Source organism: Pectobacterium araliae (assembly GCF_037076465.1).
In the GTDB taxonomy this organism is placed as follows: Bacteria; Pseudomonadota; Gammaproteobacteria; order Enterobacterales; family Enterobacteriaceae; genus Pectobacterium; species Pectobacterium araliae.
Genome location: NZ_AP028908.1, coordinates 1,147,672 through 1,168,200, shown reverse-complemented (window position 1 = coordinate 1,168,200; position 20,529 = coordinate 1,147,672). Strand labels below are relative to the sequence as shown.

Genomic DNA, 20,529 nt, shown 5'->3' with positions numbered 1-20,529 from the left:
CACAGCGATACCGCTACAACGAACGCCGATACTTATAGCCAATACGCGTAAAACAACCCCGCACAACAGACTATCGGTCGAACACTGATTTTTAGCCACACCAGACCGCTACTATGGCGAATTATCACCCACGATTAGTGAATACGGAGTCTACTAAACCGTATTCTACCGCCTCACTTGCGGAGAGGAAACGATCGCGCTCAGTGTCTCTCTCTATCGCTTCAAGAGGTTGCCCCGTGTGCTTCGCCATCAGCTCATTCATTTTGGCTTTCACTTTCAGTATTTCTTTGGCATGAATTTCAATATCCGTTGCCTGCCCTTGGAAACCACCCAACGGCTGGTGAATCATGACGCGCGAGTTAGGCAAGCAAATACGTTTGCCTTTTGCGCCAGCCGTCAACAGGAAAGCGCCCATTGAACAAGCCTGCCCCATACAGATCGTGCTGACATCCGGCTTGATAAACTGCATGGTGTCATAAATAGACATACCCGCCGTAATAACGCCACCTGGCGAGTTAATGTACAGATAAATGTCTTTTTCTGGGTTTTCGGCTTCCAGAAACAGCATCTGTGCCACAACCAGATTCGCCATATGATCTTCCACCTGACCAGTCAGGAAGATTATCCGTTCTTTTAGCAGACGGGAATAGATATCGTAAGAACGTTCCCCACGTGAGGTCTGTTCAACCACCATCGGCACTAACGCCATATGAGGTGCTTGTCTTTCTTGTTCGCCACTGTATGACATTCACGTCTCCTAGATAAAATGCGTCCGGCACTCTTATTGCGTCGTTCAATCATTGTATTACTCAATTCTACTAGAGATAGAGGGGGATGACTATGGAACCCTGCCCTATCCGTCCCTGAGCCTCTGTTGAACAACCCAACCGCCGATAATCTTTACCTGCTGCTGTGCCAGCTTTTCCTCTTCAAATGAGTGGGGGCACATACATTGTATTTCAAGCTTACACTATCAATCGCACTGTATTAAAGCGCCAAATATTTTATTATTAACACGTTATCGGCACAGTAAATCTGTAGTTTAACCCTTTGCCTGACCTAATAAATTTTTCACTCAGGTTAATAATAGTGCAATTTCAGGCAATCATGCCTTGGGCTTTCTCTGACAGGAAACCGGAGATAGCATAGCGTCCAAACGCTAATCATCAGTATCAGAACGCTATAAGCAAAAAGCCCGCGCCATAAGGCACGGGCTTTTGATAGGGAAGCATCCCCGCTACACAATAAACAATGTTGATATCAACAAGGCTTATGCTGTAGCCGTTTGGTTCATCAATTCGTTGAAACTTACTGATTTTTCAACAACTTTCGCTTTAGCAAGAACCGTTTCTACCGCTTGTTCTTCCAACGCAACGTTACGCATGTTGTTCAACAACTCTTTGTTTTTGCCGTAGAACTCGATAACTTCCTGCGGATCTTCGTAAGCAGAAGCCATTTCTTCGATCAGTGCATTAACACGCGTTTCATCAGCTTTCAGCTCATTAGTGCTGATCACTTCGCCCAGCAGCAAACCGATAACAACGCGGCGTTTAGCTTGTTCTTCGAACAACTCACGCGGTAATTCCAGCGCTTGCTTCTCGTTGCCGCCAAAACGCTGTGCAGCCTGACGGCGCAGAACATCAATTTCGCCATCGATCAATGCAACAGGCACGTCGATTTCATTTGCGTTGATCAGACCGTCCAGAACCTGAGTTTTCACACGGTTACGCACCGCGCCTTTCAGCTCACGTTCCATATTTTTACGGACTTCAGCACGCAGACCTTCCTGAGAACCATCAGCCACGCCGAAACGCTTGATAAATTCTTCAGTCAGTTCAGGCAGCTCACGCTCTTCAACTTTCTTCAGGACGATAGCGAACTGAGCCGCTTTTCCTTTCAGATTTTCAGCGTGGTAATCTTCAGGGAAGTTCACGTTGATAGTGAATTCTTCGCCCGCTTTGTGCCCAACGATGCCATCTTCAAAGCCTGGGATCATGCGATTCTGACCCATGGCCAGAACGAAGTCGGACGCTTCTCCGCCTTCGAAGACTTCACCGTCGATAGAGCCAGTGAAATCGATAGTGGCACGGTCTTCAGCCGTCGCAGCGCGGTCAGTTTCTTTCCAGGTAGCCTGTTGCTTACGCAGCGTGTCCAGCATGGTATCAACGTCAGCGTCAGTCACTTCAACAACCGGTTTTTCAACTTCGATAGCTTCCAGACCTTTCAGCTCGACTTCTGGATACACGTCAAACTCAACAGAGTAAGTGAAGTCGCCACCGACAGCGTATTCGCCAGGGATATAGTTAGGCGCGCCAACCGGATTAATTTTTTCTTTGATGATAGCGTCAACAAAGTTGCGCTGCATCAGATCACCCAATACGTCCTGACGCACAGAGGCACCGTAACGCTGAGCAACAACATTCATCGGCACTTTGCCTTTACGAAAACCGTCAATACGTACTTTTTTGGCCGCGTTGACCAGCTCGCTCTTCACCGCACTCTCAATGATGTCAGCAGCAACGGTAATCGTTACGCGACGTCCCAGACCTTGAGTGGTTTCAACTGAAACTTGCATCTTGTTACCTCAAAAAATCACAGTGATCGGTCAACCCCAAAACTATTCTCGCGACGAAAAACTCTCACGACAGCAAGATGAATTCAGACGGCTAGCACCAAGGCGCACAGCCCGAATCAACCCTGCAGAACCGGGAAATTGCCAACCCCCGTCCTTGTAGTCAGAAGCGTCCCGAATACATTCAGGAAAAATAGACGCCGCATTATAGCGATATAGAGAGGATGAGTCGAGAACGGCGGGCAGACTATTACAGCAACAGATTCACACTTTTGTCAGTAACCCGCTCCGATTATGTCAGGAACGGGTCATATTCATGGCTTAAGAGAGGATGCCTGCGCCACCACAGGGGGGTGAGGAAGGGACCGCGTTTTGCAAACTGGTCCACTCTTTTGACGTGTATGTATGTAGCGCTAAGGCGTGTACGGAGCCTGCCAGTTCCGCAGCTAATACGGCATAGACCGAACGGTGTCGCCCAATCACGCGTTCGCCCATGAATTTATCGCTAACCAGCACAACTTTAAAATGGCTTTCCGCTCCCGCAGGCACGTTGTGACGATAACTTTCATCAATCACCTCTAAGTGGGCGGGTTCAAACCCCACACGCAGCTTTTCTTCTATTGTTTCACGCATCATACGGCTACCCTTTCAGCTTGGGGAAAATTGATATCAACGCGACATGACTGTCATTCACCGATGCCCGAATCATTATAACCTTAGCGTTTTTTCAAACTGAAGTGCGCAAAAAGACGGCATATAAAGGAAGAAAAATGTTCGCAACAGGTTGATATGTCATCGACGAGCCTGATGTGATAAAACGTTTTTTCATGTCAAAAGCATGAAAAAGATGAGTTTCAGGACAATTTACCTACTATCTGCTCTTTTTCCTGCCAGTGGCGATGATATGATATCAACAATATTTGTCAGCTCACCACACTAAATCATTACTGAGAAAATACGAATGTTAAAAAAATTATTTTTCCCTCTTCTGACCGTCATTCTGCTTGCCGGGTGTGCAGCAAAAAGTAACACGCTGAACATCACCCCAAAAATTGGCCTGCCGTCTCAGGATCCGACGCTGATGGGCGTAACGATTAGCATCAACGGTGCAGACCAGCGTGCCGATCAGGCTTTGGCAAAAGTGAATCGCGACGGTCAACTGCTTACGCTGACACCTTCCCGCGATCTGCGTTTCCTACTGCAAGAAGCGCTGGAAAAACAAATGACCGCGCGTGGCTATATGATCGGCACTGGCGGCCCAGTCGCCTTGCAGATTGTGGTTAACCATCTGTATGCCGATGTCTCCGAAGGTAACCTGCGCTACAACATCACGACCAAAGCAGATATCTCAATTATTTCTCAGGCAGCAAATGGCAACAAACAGGTGAAAAACTACCGCTCAACCTATAATGTTCAGGGCGCTTTCACTGCGAGCAACGAAAAAATCACCGATGCGGTTAACACCGTGTTAGGCGATGTCATCAACGATATGGCGCAAGACACCAGCGTAAGTAGCTTCGTCAAAGAAAACGCTCGTTAATTTCCGCACGCCGCTTCCCTTGCTCCTGATTTCTCTCGGGGCAAGGGAAAGGACTCTTCATGTTTAGTCGCATCATTGCTTTGTTCAGCCAACGTAATTCGCTTTTTATGCTGTTGCTTGGCTTCGCTTCCGGTTTACCACTGGCATTGACATCAGGCACATTGCAAGCCTGGATGACCGTCGAAAATGTCGATCTAAAAACCATTGGTTTCTTTTCTTTGGTGGGTCAAGCCTACGTATTCAAGTTTCTGTGGTCTCCCCTGATGGACCGCTACACCCCACCGTTTCTTGGCCGACGCCGTGGCTGGCTGATTCTCAGCCAACTTCTGCTGATTGCTGCGATCATTGGTATGGGATTTATGAACCCGGCACGCGATCTCTGGTGGCTAGCTGCGCTAGCGGTTCTGGTCGCGTTTTGCTCCGCGTCTCAAGATATTGTTTTTGATGCCTATAAAACGGATCTACTTCCCGCTGAAGAACGCGGCACGGGGGCGGCCACTTCGGTATTAGGCTATCGGGTTGCCATGCTGGTTTCTGGCGGCTTAGCACTGTGGATGGCCGATCGCTACCTCGGCTGGCAGTCAACCTATTGGCTAATGGCCGGATTAATGCTGATCGGTGTATTTGCTACCCTATTAGCTCCAGAACCACTGAATAGTCAGCCCGCGCCGCGCAGTATGGAACAAGCCATTGTTGCCCCACTGCGCGATTTCTTCGAACGCAACAACGCCTGGCTCATTCTTCTGTTGATTGTGTTATACAAACTCGGTGATGCTTTTGCGATCAGCCTGACGACAACCTTCCTGATACGCGGCGTTGGCTTCAATGCTGGCGATGTTGGGCTGGTTAACAAAACCCTTGGACTCTTCGCCACCATTGTCGGCGCAATTTATGGCGGATTACTGATGCAACGGCTCTCATTGTTCAGAGCGCTGATGCTATTTGGCATCCTTCAAGCCGTTTCCAATGCAGGGTACTGGCTCTTGGCTATCACAGACAAAAGTCTGTTCACGATGGCCAGCGCGGTTTTTCTGGAAAATCTCTGTGGCGGGATGGGAACGGCAGCATTTGTCGCCCTGCTGATGACATTGTGTAATAAGTCATTCTCCGCCACACAGTTTGCCCTGCTTTCTGCCCTTGCCGCCGTCGGACGGGTTTACGTTGGCCCTATCGCAGGCTGGTTTGTCGAATCCTACGGCTGGGCATGGTTCTATCTGTTCTCAATTTTTGCTGCATTACCGGGTCTGGCGATCTTGATGATTTGCCGTGAGACGCTGGAATTTACCCAGAAAACAGACACCTTTCAGTTACGCACAAACTTCCAGAATTATTACAAGAAAGCTCTACACGTGCTGGGATTGGGTGTGATCTTGCTGGCATTGTGGCTCATCCTGCTCATCAGTAACGCGCTAGAATGGTCTTCATTGCCGCGGTTAGCGGAATACCTGCTCGCCGCAGGCTGTGCGCTCGCGCTGTTGGGCATTTTCTTCGGTAGCCTACTGGACTATCTGTCGCTCAGACGTGCATCTAAGCCGTCCGTACACTAACGATATTGGTTAAGGCAGCGCCTCCTGCTGCCTTAACCAATTACCCCATTCCTTTATTTAATTATTTTTTTCATAATTATCTTGCTAGAGGGGATTTTATTTTCTCGTAAAATCTCTCCAGAACGAATTTCATTCGTTATCAAAAACACAGATTGGGAAAAATTCCCTGCAAACTAAAAATAGAAAATAAGCGTTACGGTACGTTGTAATTTCTTATTATCCATCCATACTCTCATCTGGGTAGCCATTTAATTTGCTGTTTTTAAATATCATTTTTATTTTGGCTATCTTTGTGACATTAAGGGCAAAAAACAGCAACAATCGGCTGACATAACCTTAATCATGTTTACAGTGCAGTAACCTTCCCGTAAAATGCCCGCTCGCATGAAATGACAATAGAGCCCTTGTTATTGAGGTCGCTAGATGAGACTCAAGAAATACAATAAAATTTTTGGGATGCTGTCTTTATTTGCAGCCACTGTTCTACTGAGCGGTTGCGATATGGCGCTGATGAACCCCAAAGGAGAGATCGGGTTAGAACAAAGATCGCTAATACTGACTGCCATCGGGCTGATGTTGATCGTTGTGATTCCCGTTATCGTTATGACGATAGCTTTTGCCTGGAAGTTTCGTGCTTCCAATGAAAAGGCAAAATATACCCCGAACTGGTCACACTCCAACAAGATAGAAGCCGTAGTTTGGACTGTACCAATTATCATTATCGTTATTCTTGGCACCATTACCTGGAAGACGACTCACTCGCTTGATCCGTACAAGCCGCTGGTATCAGACGTCAAGCCTATCAATGTCGAAGTGGTTTCGCTTGACTGGAAATGGCTGTTTGTTTACCCAGACCTTGGTATTGCTACGGTTAACGAATTGGCTTTCCCTGCCAATGTGCCTGTTGCATTCAAGATCACATCCGACTCCGTGATGAACTCCTTCTTCATCCCTCGTCTTGGCGGACAGATTTACGCCATGGCTGGAATGCAGACGAAGCTCCACTTAATCGCTAACGAACCGGGCAAATATGACGGTATCTCTGGCGGCTATAGTGGTAAAGGCTTCTCTGGTATGAAGTTCACTGCAATTGCCACACCAACCCAACAGGAATTCGATCAGTGGGTTGCGAACGTTCGTGCGTCCGCCAAAACACTGAATACTATGGATGAATTCAATACGTTGGCTAAGCCAAGTGAATTCCATCCTGTCGAATACTTCTCCAGTGTCCAGCCGGATTTGTTCAATAATATTATTCGCAAATTCATAGGCAACGACATGAACATGCAACATCATGGTGAAGGCATGAAGCCCGATGAAAACATGCAACACGGTGAGGGTATGAACATGGGCGAGCATAGCTCGCACAAAGGAGCCGAGGGATAATACGATGTTCGGAAAACTTACACTCGATGCGGTTCCGTACCACGAACCCATCATTATGGTCACCGTGGCGGCGATCATCGTTGGTGGCCTTGCGCTGCTGGCAGCAATAACTTATTTCGGTAAGTGGAAATGGCTGTGGGCCGAATGGTTCACCTCTGTCGACCACAAAAAAATCGGTATCATGTACATCATCGTCGGTTTGGTGATGATGATACGTGGCTTTGCCGATGCCATTATGATGCGCGGTCAGCAGGTTCTTGCCTCTGCCGGGCAAGAGGGCTTCCTCAACGCTCACCACTACGATCAGATCTTCACCGCGCACGGTGTCATCATGATCTTCTTTGTGGCGACCCCGTTCGTTGTTGGCTTGATGAACCTTGCGGTTCCCTTGCAGATCGGTGCGCGTGACGTTGCTTTCCCCTTCCTGAACTCCCTCAGCTTCTGGTTTTTTGTGGCTGGTGTTGTCTTGATCAACCTCTCTCTTGGGGTGGGTGAATTCGCGCAAACTGGCTGGGTAGCCTATCCGCCGTTGTCAGGTAAGGAGTACAGTCCCGGCGTCGGGGTCGATTACTGGATATGGAGTCTACAGATATCCGGTATAGGGACCACGCTGACGGGGGTTAACTTCTTCGCGACAATTCTGAAGATGCGTGCGCCAGGCATGACGCTGATGAAAATGCCGGTATTTACCTGGACAGCGCTGTGTACCAACGTGCTGATCATTGCCGCATTCCCGATATTGACCGTTACCATTGCGTTGCTGACGCTTGACCGTTACCTCGGTACCCATTTCTTTACCAATGATATGGGTGGCAACATGATGATGTACATCAACCTGATTTGGGCATGGGGTCATCCTGAGGTTTACATTCTGGTGCTGCCGATATTCGGTGTTTACTCCGAAGTGGTTGCTACCTTCTGTAAAAAACGTCTGTTTGGCTACACCTCATTGGTATGGGCAACCATTGCGATTACGGTTCTGTCGTTCATCGTTTGGCTGCACCACTTCTTTACCATGGGGTCCGGCGCGAACGTCAACGCCTTCTTTGGTATAGCCACCATGATTATTTCAATCCCGACCGGGGTTAAAATCTTCAACTGGCTGTTCACCATGTATCAAGGTCGTATTCAGTCTCACTCCACGATGCTGTGGACGACGGGCTTCATCATCACCTTCACCATCGGTGGGATGACAGGGGTACTGCTGGCCGTACCAGGCGCGAACTTCGTTCTACACAACAGTTTGTTCCTGATTGCTCACTTCCATAACGTGATCATCGGCGGCGTGGTGTTTGGTTGCTTCGCGGGTATTACTTACTGGTTCCCGAAAGCCTTTGGTTTCACCCTGAACGAAACGTGGGGTAAACGCGCGTTCTGGTTCTGGATTATCGGCTTCTTCGTTGCCTTTATGCCGCTATACATTCTCGGCTTCATGGGCATGACGCGTCGTCTGAGCCAGCAAATCAACCCTGAGTTCCACGCCTTGTTGGTTGTGGCTTCCATCGGTGCAGTATTAATCGGTATCGGCGTACTGTGCCAGGTTATCCAGTTCTACGTCAGTATCCGTGACCGTGACCAGAACCGCGATCTGACGGGCGACCCATGGGGTGGACGCACGCTGGAGTGGGCAACGTCTTCTCCTGCGCCGTTCTACAACTTCGCTATCGTGCCACATGTTGACGAGCGTGATGCTTTCTGGGAAGCGAAAGAGAAAGGTGAAGCTTACAAGCGCCCTGCCAGCTATGAAGAGATTCACATGCCGAAGAATACCGGCGCTGGTGTGATTATCTCTGCATTCAGCCTGGTATTCGGTTTTGCTATGATCTGGCATATCTGGTGGCTGGCCATCGTCGGCTTCGCAGGCATGATTGTGACCTGGATTGTGCATAGCTTTAATGAGGACGTGGATTACTACGTGCCAGTTAAAGAAATTGAGCAAATTGAGAATCAGAATTTTGATCAACTCAGTAAGGCAGGCGTGAAACATGTCAACTGAAACTCTGACTAACCACAATACCGCCCATGCCGAGCATGGGCACCACGACACAGGCGCCAATAAGGTATTTGGCTTCTGGGTCTACCTGATGAGCGACCTGATCATTTTCGGGTCACTGTTCGCGACCTATGCAGTATTGGTTAACGGTACAGCAGGTGGCCCAAGCGGAAAGGACATTTTCCAACTGCCCTTCGTGCTGGTAGAAACCTTTGCGCTGTTGTTCAGTAGTATTACCTACGGCATGGCAATGATCGCCATGAACAAGGGCAACAAATCTCAGGTGAATGCCTGGTTGGGTGTGACCTTCTTGTTCGGTCTGGTGTTTATCGGGATGGAAATCTATGAATTCCATCACCTGATCGTTGAAGGCTACGGCCCGGATCGCAGCGCGTTCCTGTCTGCCTTCTTCGCGCTGGTCGGGACTCACGGACTGCACGTAACGGGCGGTCTGATCTGGTTGGTCATCATGATGATTCAGGTGTCCAAACGTGGCCTGACTGCAACCAACAAAACGCGTCTGATGTGTCTGAGCCTGTTCTGGCACTTCCTTGACGTGGTGTGGATTTGTGTCTTCACCGTTGTTTATCTGCTGGGGGCAATCTAATGAGTCATTCAACTACCGATCATTCAGGTGCCAGCCACGGTAGCGTTAAGTCATATGTGATAGGTTTTGTTCTGTCTGTTATTCTGACAGTCATTCCTTTCAGTATGGTCATGAGCGGCACTGTATCGCATAACGCCATTCTTTTCACCGTGGTGGGATGTGCAGTGGTTCAAATTCTGGTGCATCTGGTGTACTTCCTGCACCTGAATACGTCCTCAGAAGAGCGCTGGAACGTGGTGGCTCTTGTGTTTGCCGTCCTGATTATCGCGATTGTCGTCGTGGGCTCCATCTGGATTATGATGAGCGCACACCACAATATGATGATCCAGTAACAGAGCCGTAAAAGATGATTAAGCAATACCTGCAAGTTACTAAACCAGGAATTATTTTCGGAAATCTGATTTCCGTTATCGGTGGGTTTCTCCTTGCGGCCCAAGGCCGCATTGATTATCCCTTGTTTCTCGCCACACTCGTGGGTGTGTCGTTAGTCGTTGCGTCTGGCTGCGTGTTTAACAACGTCATTGACCGCGACATCGACAAGAAAATGGAGAGAACCAAAAATCGGGTTCTGGTAAAAGGACTGATTTCGCTGAAGGTAACGCTGGTTTACGCATCGCTGTTAGGTATTGCGGGCTTTGCTCTGCTGTACATCGCGGCTAATCCGCTGGCGATGTGGCTGGCGGTGATGGGTTTCGTTGTGTATGTCGGTGTATATAGCCTGTACATGAAGCGGCACTCTGTTTATGGCACGCTGATTGGCAGCCTGTCCGGCGCGGCACCACCGGTTATTGGTTACTGCGCTGTCAGCAATCAATTCGACGCTGGTGCGTTGATTCTACTGTTGATCTTTAGCCTGTGGCAGATGCCGCATTCCTACGCGATCGCGATTTTCCGCTTCAAGGATTATCAAGCGGCTAATATCCCGGTACTGCCTGTCGTGAAAGGTATCTCCGTTGCGAAAAACCACATCACGCTCTATATCGTCGCGTTTGCGGTAGCAACATTGATGCTGTCTCTCGGCGGTTATGCTGGCTACAAATACCTGATCGTTGCCGCAGCAGTTAGCGTATGGTGGTTAGGTATGGCGTTGTCAGGTTATAAAAACGCGATTGATGACCGCATATGGGCAAGAAAGCTGTTCGTTTTCTCCATCGTCGCGATTACCTCACTGAGCGTGATGATGTCTGTGGATTCCATGGCGCCAGCGCATGAAGCTCTGCTGACCTACCTGCGTTAACCACAAGCTGCGTTTTATGCATTAAGAAAAACAGGTGGCTCGTCCGCCTGTTTTTTATGACGTGCGTCCTGCGTTTTTATACCTTCCCCTGTGTTTTCTCCCGCCAAATCACGTAACAAACCTACCGTTTACTGTTTGGCCAATAACGCACTAAAATAGCGCCAATTGTTTTCAGAGGTAATGAATGAACGATAATAAAATGACCCCAGGCGAATTACGCGCCACATGGGGCTTGGGTGCCGTTTTTTCACTACGCATGCTTGGCATGTTCATGGTGTTGCCCGTTCTGACCACCTACGGTATGGCATTACAAGGTGCCAGTGAAGCGCTGATCGGGATTGCGATTGGTATCTATGGCTTGATGCAGGCTATTTTCCAGATCCCCTTCGGCTTAGTCTCCGATCGCATCGGCAGAAAACCGCTGATCGTCGGGGGGCTACTAGTTTTTGCACTTGGTAGCGTCATCGCTGCACTGAGTGACTCGATTTGGGGCATTATTCTTGGCCGAGCATTGCAAGGCGCGGGTGCCATCTCCGCCGCCGTCATGGCGCTGCTTTCCGACCTGACGCGTGAACAGAACCGAACCAAAGCGATGGCGTTTATCGGCGTGAGCTTCGGCGTTACCTTTGCTATTGCCATGGTCATTGGCCCCATTGTTACTCACGCTTTCGGCTTACAGGCGCTCTTCTGGGGCATCGCCGTTCTATCACTCGCAGGCATTGCTATCACGCTGACGTTGATTCCTTCCGCGCCAGCACACGTTCTGAATCGAGAATCAGCGATGGTACGTGGCAGTTTCCGCAAGGTGCTCGGTAATAGCCGCCTGCTTAAACTAAATATCGGCATTATGTGCCTGCATATTTTATTGATGTCGAGCTTCGTTGCCCTACCCCGCGCAATGGAATCCGCAGGGTTAGAACCGCAGGATCACTGGAAAGTTTATCTCGTCACCATGCTGGTCTCCTTTGCCGGTGTCGTCCCCTTCATTATCTATGCCGAAGTGAAAAGGCGGATGAAACAGGTTTTCATCGGCTGCATTGTGGTATTAATTGCCGCAGAAATCGTCCTGTGGGATGCAGGTAACCACCTCTGGCAAATTATCATCGGTGTACAGCTGTTCTTCCTGGCTTTCAACGTCATGGAGGCACTGTTACCGTCGTTAATCAGCAAAGAATCGCCTGCGGGATACAAAGGCACCGCAATGGGTGTTTACTCCACCACACAGTTTATCGGTGTAGCAATTGGCGGGAGTCTTGGTGGCGGGCTGTTTGAGCTTTATGGCGCATCTGTCGTGTTTATGGCTGGCGCAGCCATTGCAGCTATCTGGCTATTCCTCAGCGTCACCATGCAGGAACCGCCCTATCTCAGTAGTCTGAGAATCTCGCTGACCGATTTAGCCTTGCAGGATAGTGAGTTAGAACAGAGAATTCGTACCCAGCCCGGCGTTGCTGAAGTGGTTATCGTGCCGGATGAGTACAGCGCCTATGTGAAGATCGACAACAAAAAGACCAATCGGCAACAGCTAGAACAAGTAGCAGGTCAAGTTTGAGTTAAGCAAAAGGCCAGCGTTCGCTGGCCTTATTGTTCATCAGCGTGGAACGAAAAGTCTCAATCGCGGAAGTTAGTAAACTGGAACGGCTGTCCCAAATTTCCACCACGAATCAACGCCATCACACCCTGTAAATCATCACGTGATTTCCCAGTGACGCGAACCTGTTCCCCTTGAATCTGCGCCTGTACTTTCAGTTTACTGTCTTTAATCAGCTTGATGATTTGCTTCGCCAGCGTCGTTTCAATACCTTGCTTCAGCTTCGCTTCCACGCTGTACGTTTTTCCGCTGTGTTCCATTTCGTCTGGGATCTCCAGCGCACCGCCTTCAATACCCCGCTTAACCAGCTTTTCGCGCAGAATATCAACCAGCTGTTGTACCTGAAAATCAGACTCGCTGGCCACTTTGATGCTTTGTGATTTCTCATTCAGTTCAAAGCTGGCCGGAACATTGCGAAAATCCCAACGGGTGCTCAGATCGCGCGTCGCATTTTCCACCGCGTTACGGACTTCCTGCATATCAATTTCCGAAACAATATCGAAAGATGGCATAATTCGCTCTCCTGACAAATTTGGCTGGCGAGCATAATAACCGCTCTTCTGCGATAAGCAAGATGCCAGACACGATCTCGATTTTTACGCGGTATCAGGTAAGCAGGCCGAATAACACAAAATTATGGTGTGAATGATGGCCTGTGATAGGAGATCGACAGTACCCGTATCAAATAAGGGAGACGCACATGAAAATCACTGTTCTTGGCTGTGGCGCGCTGGGGCAACTTTGGCTCGCAGCGTTGCATCAGCAAGGGCATGATGTCCAGGGATGGCTACGCATTCCGCAACCGTATTGTGCGGTCAATGTCACCCTGCTGGACGGCCAGCACTGTAATCTTAACCTGACGGCTAACGATCCCGATCATCTTGCCCAGAGCGAGTTGCTGCTGGTCACGCTAAAAGCCTGGCAGGTTTCCGATGCCGTTACCATCCTATTGCCCCAACTCAACCCGCAGTGCACGATTCTGCTATTACATAACGGCATGGGTACACAGGAAGAATTACCGCGATTACTGCAACCATTGGTGCTCGGCGTCACCACCCATGCCGCACGGCGCGACGCCACCAACGTTGTACACGTTGCCGCAGGCACCACGCACATAGGTACGTTTAACGGGGACAGTAGCCAAAGTCATTTAGCTGAAATACTCCATCAAGCCTTACCGGATGTCGCCTGGCACAGCAATATCAGCGCAACTTGCTGGCTGAAACTGGCAGCGAACTGCATCATCAATCCGCTCACGGTGAAATATCACTGCACCAATGGCGAACTTGCCGCCTATCCAGAGCTAATCGCACCACTTTGTCAGGAAGTGACCAGCGTCATGGAGCGGGAAGGCTTCCATACATCACGAGATAACCTGCTGCTCTACGTTAATCAAATTATTCAGAACACCGCGGCAAACACCTCATCGATGTTGCAGGACATCATCGCTCAGCGACATACCGAAATTGACTACATTACCGGGTATTTGCTGCACCGTGCGCGTCTCCATGGCCTGACGCTCCCCGAAAATGCCCGTCTATTTGACTACATTAAGCAAAAGGAAAATGATTATGACCGTATCGGCACTGGTGTGTCTGGCGCCTGGTAGTGAAGAAATTGAGGCCGTCACGACTATAGACCTGCTTGTCCGTGCGGGCATTCAGGTAACGCTTGCCAGCGTAGCCAGCGATGGCAACCTTGAAATCGTCTGTTCACGCGGGGTAAGGCTACTGGCGGATGCTCCACTGGCTACCATTGCCGATCGGCCTTTCGATGTGCTGGTGCTACCGGGTGGCTTGAAAGGTGCGGAGTGCTTCCGCGATAGCCCAATTCTGGTGGAATGTATTCGACAAACGCATTTGGAAGGAAGAATTGTCGCCGCAATGTGCGCGACACCGGCGCTGGTGCTTGAATATCATCAGCTGTTCCCCGTGGGAAACATGACGGGCTATCCTGCGTTCAAGGATAAGATTGCACCAGAAAAATGGATGGAAAAACGTGTCGTCTACGATCCACGCGTGAACCTACTCACCACACAAGGGCCGGGCACCAGTATGGATTTCGCACTAAAGATCATCGATTTACTACTAGGGAAAGAAAAAGCGGCCGAGGTTGCTGAGCAGCTTATCCTGCCGCCGGGAATTCATAACTACCGCGATTAAGACTGACGAAAAAGGCGCTTGTGCGCCTTTTCAGATTACGGACGGTATACCTTCACATTACTGAAACCTTGCTCACGCAGGTACAGCGCCTGCAAGCGGCTCATCACGCCACGCTCGCAGTAAAGCAGGTAGGTTTTGCTCTGATCCAAATCGCCGAACTGCGTACCCAGTTTGTAGAACGGTAAGGATTTGATTTCGACCTGATCCAGTTGAAGTGGTTTATCATCTTGTTCATCCGGCGCACGGATATCCAGCAGCACGTCAGTTGGCGCAAACGACGCGACCGTTTCTACTTCAACCACGTCTTGTCTGGTCTGCTCGGCGATCTCACGGATATCAATATTCCGCGCTTCACTCACCACACGATCCAGGATAGCAAAGTCAAAGTGGCCTTCTTCGGCCTCGATCTTCGCTTTTACCGCCTTCACCGTCGGGCTTTTGGAGATCACACCACAATATTCCGGCATCGTTTTGGCGAAATCTTCCGTCCCCAACTCGCGAGCCTGTTTGATAATATGCTCTTTATCATGAGAAATCAGCGGGCGCAAAATCAGGGTATCAGAGGCGTTATCGATCAAACGCAGGTTAGTCAGCGTCTGGCTGGACACCTGCCCTAACGCTTCACCGGTCACCAACGCCTGAACACCGTAGCGCTCAGCCATTTTTGATGCCGCACGCACCATCATACGCTTCAGCACGACGCCCATCTGGCCGTCGTCGACCTTCTCCAGAATTTCACCAACAACGGGTTCGAAATCGATAGCAATAAAACGCACCCGATGCGAACTACCAAATCGGTTCCACAGATAGTGTGCCACCTGCTTCACACCAATCTCGTGTGCCGCACCGCCAAGATTGAAAAAACAGTAATGCACGCGGCATCCTCGGCGCATCAACATATAGCTGGATACACCGGAATCGAAACCGCCAGAAATGAGTGACAGAACATCTTCCTGCGTACCGATCGGATAGCCGCCAATCCCTTCATAACGACCTTTAATCAGCAGCAGACGATCCTGCTCGATTTCCAGATGGACCGTGACCTGCGGTGCCGTGAGATTGACCCGCGCCGTTTCAATGTGCTGATTCAGCCCACCGCCAACATAGCGTTCCACGTCCTGTGAACTAAACTCATGCTTACCACGGCGTTTTACTCGTACACAAAACGTCTTGCCTTCCAGCCGTTCACGATAGAGCGCCAACGCCTGTTCAAAGATGTTGTGCACGTCGGTATAGGCGTGATCTTCAACTTCCAGAATATGGTGGATACCCGGAATTCTCGTCAGCGCATCACGAATCGTGCCACGCTGGTTTTCATCTTTGGCCCGAACTTCGATATGATCCCAGTGACGGACAACCGCCAGCGTTTCATCATAGTGTTTTAATACGTTGCGAATGTTTCCGGTTAGAATCTTGATAAAGCGCAACCGCACAGATTGGCTCTTGATGGTGATTTCCGGGAACAATTTAATGATAAACTTCATGGTGGCTGTCGTTACTTGGTCAGACAGGTGTAAATAAATTTACCCTGAGCACTAAAATCACGTTATCGGTAAAATCAGCCAGAACAGAGATGATTTTACCAATAGCATCCAGGGCGCGGAGTATATCATTATATGCAGATATACTGTGCGTTTTAACCGTATAATCGTCACGCCATCCATAGATGACTAAACGCGATACCACGCTTTGCCGCCACAAGCCAACGGCGTATAACACCAGGATTCTGAAACCACTATGCCTAAGAAGACCGAGCAGCCAGTCAGCTTTGAAAGCTCACTGAACGAACTGGAAAAAATCGTTACCCGCCTCGAATCAGGTGAACTGCCGCTGGATGATGCGCTAAATGCGTTCGAACATGGCATCCAGCTCGCTCGTCAGGGACAGCAAAAGCTGCAACAAGCGGAACAGCGCGTACAAATCCTGCTGAGCGACGATCCCGATGCACCGTTGTCACCGTTTACGCCGGATAATGACACGCTATGACCGATTTCAACACGCAGCTAAATGCGCATTACCAACGCACTAACCGCATGTTGGGGCATTTCATCGCTGACCTCCCCTTTCAGAGTAGTCCACTGGTCAATGCAATGGAGTATGGCTCACTCTTAGGGGGCAAACGCCTGCGTCCGTTTCTGGTTTATACTACTGGCGAACTGTTTGGCATATCGCTAGAAAGTTTGGATGCCCCGGCTGCGGCCGTAGAATGTATCCACGCCTATTCATTGATTCATGACGATCTGCCAGCAATGGATGACGATGATTTACGCCGCGGACAACCAACCTGCCATATTAAATTTGGTGAAGCGAATGCCATTCTGGCGGGGGATGCACTGCAAACGCTGGCATTCTCCATTTTGGCCGATGCACCGATGCCGCAAGTCTCTGACCGCGATCGACTGGCGATGATTTCAGAATTAGCCCAGGCAAGTGGTGTAGCGGGCATGTGCGGGGGTCAGGCTTTCGATCTGGAAGCTGAAGGCCATCAGGTTGATTTGGCTGCGTTAGAGCGGATTCATCGCCACAAAACGGGTGCATTGATCCGCGCCGCGGTCCGACTGGGCGCATTGGCCGCGGGTGACGCTGGACGTGCAGCCTTACCTCACCTGGATCGTTATGCTAACGCAATTGGGCTCGCCTTTCAGGTTCAGGACGATATTCTCGATGTTGTTGGCGACAGTGCGACAACAGGCAAACGTCAGGGGGCAGACCAGCAGTTAGGTAAAAGCACCTACCCCAGCCTGCTGGGGTTAGATAACGCACGAAAAAAAGCACAGGAGCTTTATCAGGAATCACTAGCCTCGCTGGACGATCTCGTTGCATCTGGCTCAACGTCCCTGAATACTGCACCACTACAAGCGCTGGCGAATTTCATCGTTGAACGCGATAAGTAATTACCTAATGAGTCTCTATGAGTTTTGATACCGCGAAGTACCCTACATTGGCGTTAGTGGAAACACCGGATGAACTTCGGCTGTTGCCGAAAGAGAGCCTGCCAACGCTGTGCGACGAGCTGCGCCAATATCTGCTGGATAGCGTCAGCCGTTCAAGCGGACATTTTGCTTCAGGATTGGGGACAGTTGAATTGACGGTTGCGCTGCACTACGTCTACAACACCCCTTTTGATCATCTGGTATGGGATGTTGGTCATCAGGCTTATCCGCATAAGATCCTGACAGGCCGTCGCGATCGTATTTCAACGATCCGTCAAAAAGGCGGTTTGCACCCTTTCCCATGGCGTGATGAAAGCGAATATGACGTATTAAGCGTCGGGCATTCATCCACCTCAATCAGTGCCGGACTGGGCATGGCCGTTGCGGCCGAGCGTGAAGGCAAAGGCCGTCGTACCGTTTGTGTGATTGGCGATGGCGCGATTACTGCGGGCATGGCCTTTGAGGCGATGAACCACGCAGGCGATATCAAATCCGATCTGCTGGTGGTGCTGAACGACAATGAAATGTCTATTTCGGAAAACGTCGGTGCCTTGAACAACCACCTGGCACAACTGCTATCCGGCAAACTCTACGCCAGTTTGCGTGAAGGCGGTAAAAAGGTGTTATCCGGCTTGCCCCCTATCAAAGAATTGGTGAAACGCACCGAAGAGCACCTTAAAGGCATGGTCGTACCGGGTACGCTATTTGAGGAACTCGGCTTTAATTATATTGGCCCAGTTGATGGTCATGACGTTCAGGCTCTGGCGCATACGCTGAAAAATATGCGTAATCTGAAAGGCCCACAGCTTCTGCACATCATGACGAAGAAAGGCAAGGGTTACGCCCCCGCCGAGCAGGACCCGATCAGTTGGCATGCGGTGCCAAAATTCGATCCTGCCAGCGGCACATTGCCAAAAAGCAAAGAAGGCGCACAACCCACCTATTCCAAGATCTTCGGACAATGGCTACAGGAAACTGCCGCCAAAGACAGCAAGCTCATGGCGGTCACGCCAGCAATGCGCGAAGGCTCCGGCATGGTGCAATTTTCCCGTGACTATCCGCAACAATATTTTGACGTGGCGATTGCCGAGCAGCATGCCGTAACGTTTGCTGCCGGTCTGGCCGTTGGTGGCTATCATCCCGTCGTCGCGATTTACTCTACTTTCCTGCAACGTGCTTACGATCAGGTTATCCACGATGTGGCAATTCAGAATCTGCCGGTTCTGTTTGCGATCGATCGCGGCGGTATTGTTGGTGCAGATGGGCAAACGCATCAGGGCGCGTTCGATCTCTCTTTCTTACGCTGCATCCCGAATATGATCATCATGACACCCAGCGATGAAAACGAGTGTCGTCAGATGCTGCACACCGGCTATCACTACCAGAAAGGCCCGACAGCGGTGCGTTACCCGCGTGGAAACGGTACGGGTACGGAACTGACGCCATTATCAGCACTGCCAATCGGTAAAGGTGTGGTGCGTCGCCAGGGTAAAACGATCGCTATTCTGAATTTTGGTACGCTATTACCGGAAGCTCAAATTGCGGCTGAGAAGTTGAACGCCACGCTCGTCGACATGCGTTTTGTGAAACCGCTAGATGAAGCGTTACTTGAAGAGTTAGCACAGTCCCACAGCACATTCGTGACGCTGGAAGAGAACGCAGTCATGGGCGGTGCCGGGAGCGGCGTGAATGAGTTTCTGATGGCGAAACGCCTTGCCGTCTCGGTGCTGAACATCGGGCTACCCGATGTCTTTATCCCGCAAGGCTCGCAAGAAGAGATCCGCGCCGACTTCGATCTGGATGCCGCAGGCATCGAGCGCAAAATCATACAGTGGATGAAATAAGAGACTACCGACAACCGGGGCGACACATAGCCCCGGTGTAATAACACAGTAGAGTCACCGCCAGCACATGCCACGGGTTACTCAACCGTAAGCGGCATTTTGCTACACCAGTACCTTTCATTTTGTTCGCGGCGTCAGTCTTGCTCGCTAAAATGGTCATACCCTTTCCAGCTCAACTCGGTCACTTTATTATCTCTGAAAAAGCGTAACCCTTCGGATGATGGCCCGATTTGCCCGATACAGGTATAGTCAGCCCCAAGATGCCCCAACGCAAGTTCCAATGCACCGCGATTAATTTCCGGCACGGTAAAGCACAACTCATAATCTTCACCGCCAGATAGCGCCCAGCGCAACGCCTGTTCTTCGTCAGTGCAGCTTCGCAATCCATCAGATTGCGGAATCGCATCCAGATGAATACGTGCACCACACTCGCTGGCTTTAAGGATATGCTGTAAATCGGAGATGAGGCCGTCGGAAAGATCGATGGCTGAACTGGCCAGATCGCGCAGCGCCTGCCCTTGCAAGATTCTAGGCTGAGGACGCAGATGACGCTGAATCAATCGCTGACGCGTGTTCTCATCATCAACATGCAGTGAGTTCTGGAGGATAGCCAGACCGGCAGCGCTATCGCCTAATGAACCGGTAACATAAATCCAGTCGCCAATTCTCGCCCCGCGGCGCGTCAATGCCCGACCCACAGGCACCAGACCGTGGATAGTCAACGTCAGGCTCAATGGACCACGCGTCGTATCGCCGCCGACCAACTGCATGCCATAATAATCAAGCAGTTCAAACAAGCTGTCGCTATAGGCAGACAGCCACTGGCTATTGCTTTTAGGTAGAGTAATAGCCAGAGAAAGCCAGGCAGGATCGGCGCCCATTGCAGCCAGATCGCTTAGATTAACAGCCAGAGATTTGTAGCCCAGATCGGCGGGATCGATATCAGGTAAGAAATGAACGCCAGATACGAGCGTGTCGGTACTCACTGCCAACATCTGCTTATCTGCCACTGTCAGTAACGCGCAATCATCACCGATGCCTAACTCAACATCGCGACGTGAACTTCGCACCCGATTAAAATAGCGGGCAATAAGGTCAAACTCACCTTCAACCATAACCT

General features: G+C 50.2%; 19 protein-coding genes. 13 read left to right on the top strand and 6 right to left on the bottom strand.

What is annotated here, in order from left to right; translation table 11 throughout:
• Positions 1 to 124: 124 nt before the first annotated feature.
• The 3 genes from clpP to bolA all read right to left on the bottom strand — a co-directional run bounded on the left by clpP (position 125) and on the right by bolA (position 3,208).
• Complete coding sequence (clpP, locus tag AACH44_RS05210; protein WP_014700831.1) at positions 125 to 748, bottom strand: ATP-dependent Clp endopeptidase proteolytic subunit ClpP; 624 nt, start codon at positions 746 to 748, stop codon at positions 125 to 127.
• A gap of 522 nt (positions 749 to 1,270) precedes the next feature.
• Positions 1,271 to 2,575 (bottom strand): trigger factor, encoded by a 1,305-nt coding sequence (gene tig, locus AACH44_RS05205; protein ID WP_338659518.1) that lies wholly within the window; start codon positions 2,573 to 2,575, stop codon positions 1,271 to 1,273.
• A gap of 318 nt (positions 2,576 to 2,893) precedes the next feature.
• Entirely contained in the window at positions 2,894 to 3,208 is a 315-nt protein-coding gene (gene bolA / locus AACH44_RS05200; protein WP_261848116.1) for a transcriptional regulator BolA, read from the bottom strand.
• 325 nt (positions 3,209 to 3,533) lie between these two features.
• Here bolA and AACH44_RS05195 point away from each other — a divergent pair, with 325 nt between their 5' ends.
• The 8 genes from AACH44_RS05195 to AACH44_RS05160 all read left to right on the top strand — a co-directional run bounded on the left by AACH44_RS05195 (position 3,534) and on the right by AACH44_RS05160 (position 12,431).
• On the top strand, positions 3,534 to 4,112 hold the full coding sequence (locus tag AACH44_RS05195; protein ID WP_261848115.1) for a lipoprotein: 579 nt from the start codon (positions 3,534 to 3,536) through the stop codon (positions 4,110 to 4,112).
• Between the two features lie 59 nt (positions 4,113 to 4,171).
• On the top strand, positions 4,172 to 5,659 hold the full coding sequence (gene ampG, locus AACH44_RS05190) for a muropeptide MFS transporter AmpG (protein ID WP_261848114.1): 1,488 nt from the start codon (positions 4,172 to 4,174) through the stop codon (positions 5,657 to 5,659).
• A gap of 423 nt (positions 5,660 to 6,082) precedes the next feature.
• Positions 6,083 to 7,045, top strand: a complete 963-nt coding sequence (gene cyoA, locus AACH44_RS05185; protein WP_048259130.1) for a cytochrome o ubiquinol oxidase subunit II — start codon at positions 6,083 to 6,085, stop codon at positions 7,043 to 7,045.
• Positions 7,046 to 7,049: 4 nt separating this feature from the next.
• Positions 7,050 to 9,041, top strand: a complete 1,992-nt coding sequence (gene cyoB, locus AACH44_RS05180) for a cytochrome o ubiquinol oxidase subunit I (protein WP_261848113.1) — start codon at positions 7,050 to 7,052, stop codon at positions 9,039 to 9,041.
• Positions 9,031 to 9,645 (top strand): cytochrome o ubiquinol oxidase subunit III, encoded by a 615-nt coding sequence (locus AACH44_RS05175; RefSeq protein WP_015839340.1) that lies wholly within the window; start codon positions 9,031 to 9,033, stop codon positions 9,643 to 9,645. Before cyoB ends, AACH44_RS05175 begins: the two co-directional genes overlap by 11 nt.
• Positions 9,645 to 9,977, top strand: a complete 333-nt coding sequence (locus AACH44_RS05170; protein WP_261848112.1) for a cytochrome o ubiquinol oxidase subunit IV — start codon at positions 9,645 to 9,647, stop codon at positions 9,975 to 9,977. The genes AACH44_RS05175 and AACH44_RS05170 overlap by 1 nt, the downstream gene beginning before the upstream one ends.
• A 14-nt stretch (positions 9,978 to 9,991) precedes the next feature.
• Positions 9,992 to 10,882, top strand: a complete 891-nt coding sequence (gene cyoE, locus AACH44_RS05165) for a heme o synthase (protein WP_261848111.1) — start codon at positions 9,992 to 9,994, stop codon at positions 10,880 to 10,882.
• Between the two features lie 184 nt (positions 10,883 to 11,066).
• Entirely contained in the window at positions 11,067 to 12,431 is a 1,365-nt protein-coding gene (locus AACH44_RS05160) for an MFS transporter (RefSeq protein WP_261848110.1), read from the top strand.
• A 59-nt stretch (positions 12,432 to 12,490) separates the two neighbouring features.
• Here the strand turns inward: AACH44_RS05160 and AACH44_RS05155 are convergent, their stop codons facing one another.
• On the bottom strand, positions 12,491 to 12,982 hold the full coding sequence (locus AACH44_RS05155) for a YajQ family cyclic di-GMP-binding protein (protein WP_261848109.1): 492 nt from the start codon (positions 12,980 to 12,982) through the stop codon (positions 12,491 to 12,493).
• A 188-nt stretch (positions 12,983 to 13,170) separates the two neighbouring features.
• Here AACH44_RS05155 and panE point away from each other — a divergent pair, with 188 nt between their 5' ends.
• Both panE and yajL read left to right on the top strand, forming a co-directional pair.
• A complete protein-coding gene (gene panE / locus AACH44_RS05150) occupies positions 13,171 to 14,079 on the top strand; it encodes a 2-dehydropantoate 2-reductase (protein WP_261848108.1) in 909 nt (302 codons plus the stop codon).
• Entirely contained in the window at positions 14,042 to 14,632 is a 591-nt protein-coding gene (gene yajL, locus AACH44_RS05145) for a protein deglycase YajL (protein ID WP_261848107.1), read from the top strand. Before panE ends, yajL begins: the two co-directional genes overlap by 38 nt.
• A gap of 35 nt (positions 14,633 to 14,667) precedes the next feature.
• Here yajL and thiI read toward each other — a convergent pair whose 3' ends face one another.
• Positions 14,668 to 16,116 (bottom strand): tRNA uracil 4-sulfurtransferase ThiI, encoded by a 1,449-nt coding sequence (gene thiI, locus AACH44_RS05140; protein WP_261848106.1) that lies wholly within the window; start codon positions 16,114 to 16,116, stop codon positions 14,668 to 14,670.
• 253 nt (positions 16,117 to 16,369) lie between these two features.
• On the opposite strand from thiI, the gene xseB reads away from it, so the two are divergent.
• From xseB to dxs, 3 genes are read left to right on the top strand one after another with little or no spacing between them, the layout of a single operon-like run.
• Positions 16,370 to 16,618: an exodeoxyribonuclease VII small subunit gene (xseB, locus tag AACH44_RS05135; RefSeq protein ID WP_261848105.1), complete on the top strand. Its 249-nt coding sequence runs from the start codon at positions 16,370 to 16,372 to the stop codon at positions 16,616 to 16,618.
• Entirely contained in the window at positions 16,615 to 17,526 is a 912-nt protein-coding gene (ispA, locus tag AACH44_RS05130) for a (2E,6E)-farnesyl diphosphate synthase (RefSeq protein WP_261848104.1), read from the top strand. The genes xseB and ispA overlap by 4 nt, the downstream gene beginning before the upstream one ends.
• 17 nt (positions 17,527 to 17,543) lie before the next feature.
• The gene (dxs, locus tag AACH44_RS05125) at positions 17,544 to 19,409 is read left to right on the top strand and encodes a 1-deoxy-D-xylulose-5-phosphate synthase (RefSeq protein ID WP_261848103.1); all 1,866 of its coding nucleotides are present in this window, start codon (positions 17,544 to 17,546) and stop codon (positions 19,407 to 19,409) included.
• A gap of 134 nt (positions 19,410 to 19,543) precedes the next feature.
• Here the strand turns inward: dxs and thiL are convergent, their stop codons facing one another.
• Positions 19,544 to 20,524, bottom strand: coding sequence for a thiamine-phosphate kinase (gene thiL, locus AACH44_RS05120; protein WP_261848102.1), 981 nt, complete (start codon positions 20,522 to 20,524; stop codon positions 19,544 to 19,546).
• Positions 20,525 to 20,529 lie beyond the last annotated feature (5 nt).

What these genes read in the sequence shown, in the direction of transcription:
- AACH44_RS05195 (WP_261848115.1), top strand. Translation starts at nt 3,534, where the DNA reads ATGTTAAAAAAATTATTTTTCCCTCTTCTGACCGTCATTCTGCTTGCC.
- clpP (WP_014700831.1), bottom strand. Translation starts at nt 748, where the DNA reads ATGTCATACAGTGGCGAACAAGAAAGACAAGCACCTCATATGGCGTTA.
- yajL (WP_261848107.1), top strand. Translation starts at nt 14,042, where the DNA reads ATGACCGTATCGGCACTGGTGTGTCTGGCGCCTGGTAGTGAAGAAATT.
- dxs (WP_261848103.1), top strand. Translation starts at nt 17,544, where the DNA reads ATGAGTTTTGATACCGCGAAGTACCCTACATTGGCGTTAGTGGAAACA.
- AACH44_RS05155 (WP_261848109.1), bottom strand. Translation starts at nt 12,982, where the DNA reads ATGCCATCTTTCGATATTGTTTCGGAAATTGATATGCAGGAAGTCCGT.
- ampG (WP_261848114.1), top strand. Translation starts at nt 4,172, where the DNA reads ATGTTTAGTCGCATCATTGCTTTGTTCAGCCAACGTAATTCGCTTTTT.
- AACH44_RS05175 (WP_015839340.1), top strand. Translation starts at nt 9,031, where the DNA reads ATGTCAACTGAAACTCTGACTAACCACAATACCGCCCATGCCGAGCAT.
- thiL (WP_261848102.1), bottom strand. Translation starts at nt 20,524, where the DNA reads ATGGTTGAAGGTGAGTTTGACCTTATTGCCCGCTATTTTAATCGGGTG.
- xseB (WP_261848105.1), top strand. Translation starts at nt 16,370, where the DNA reads ATGCCTAAGAAGACCGAGCAGCCAGTCAGCTTTGAAAGCTCACTGAAC.
- panE (WP_261848108.1), top strand. Translation starts at nt 13,171, where the DNA reads ATGAAAATCACTGTTCTTGGCTGTGGCGCGCTGGGGCAACTTTGGCTC.
- cyoA (WP_048259130.1), top strand. Translation starts at nt 6,083, where the DNA reads ATGAGACTCAAGAAATACAATAAAATTTTTGGGATGCTGTCTTTATTT.
- tig (WP_338659518.1), bottom strand. Translation starts at nt 2,575, where the DNA reads ATGCAAGTTTCAGTTGAAACCACTCAAGGTCTGGGACGTCGCGTAACG.
- cyoB (WP_261848113.1), top strand. Translation starts at nt 7,050, where the DNA reads ATGTTCGGAAAACTTACACTCGATGCGGTTCCGTACCACGAACCCATC.
- AACH44_RS05160 (WP_261848110.1), top strand. Translation starts at nt 11,067, where the DNA reads ATGAACGATAATAAAATGACCCCAGGCGAATTACGCGCCACATGGGGC.
- cyoE (WP_261848111.1), top strand. Translation starts at nt 9,992, where the DNA reads ATGATTAAGCAATACCTGCAAGTTACTAAACCAGGAATTATTTTCGGA.
- thiI (WP_261848106.1), bottom strand. Translation starts at nt 16,116, where the DNA reads ATGAAGTTTATCATTAAATTGTTCCCGGAAATCACCATCAAGAGCCAA.
- ispA (WP_261848104.1), top strand. Translation starts at nt 16,615, where the DNA reads ATGACCGATTTCAACACGCAGCTAAATGCGCATTACCAACGCACTAAC.
- bolA (WP_261848116.1), bottom strand. Translation starts at nt 3,208, where the DNA reads ATGATGCGTGAAACAATAGAAGAAAAGCTGCGTGTGGGGTTTGAACCC.
- AACH44_RS05170 (WP_261848112.1), top strand. Translation starts at nt 9,645, where the DNA reads ATGAGTCATTCAACTACCGATCATTCAGGTGCCAGCCACGGTAGCGTT.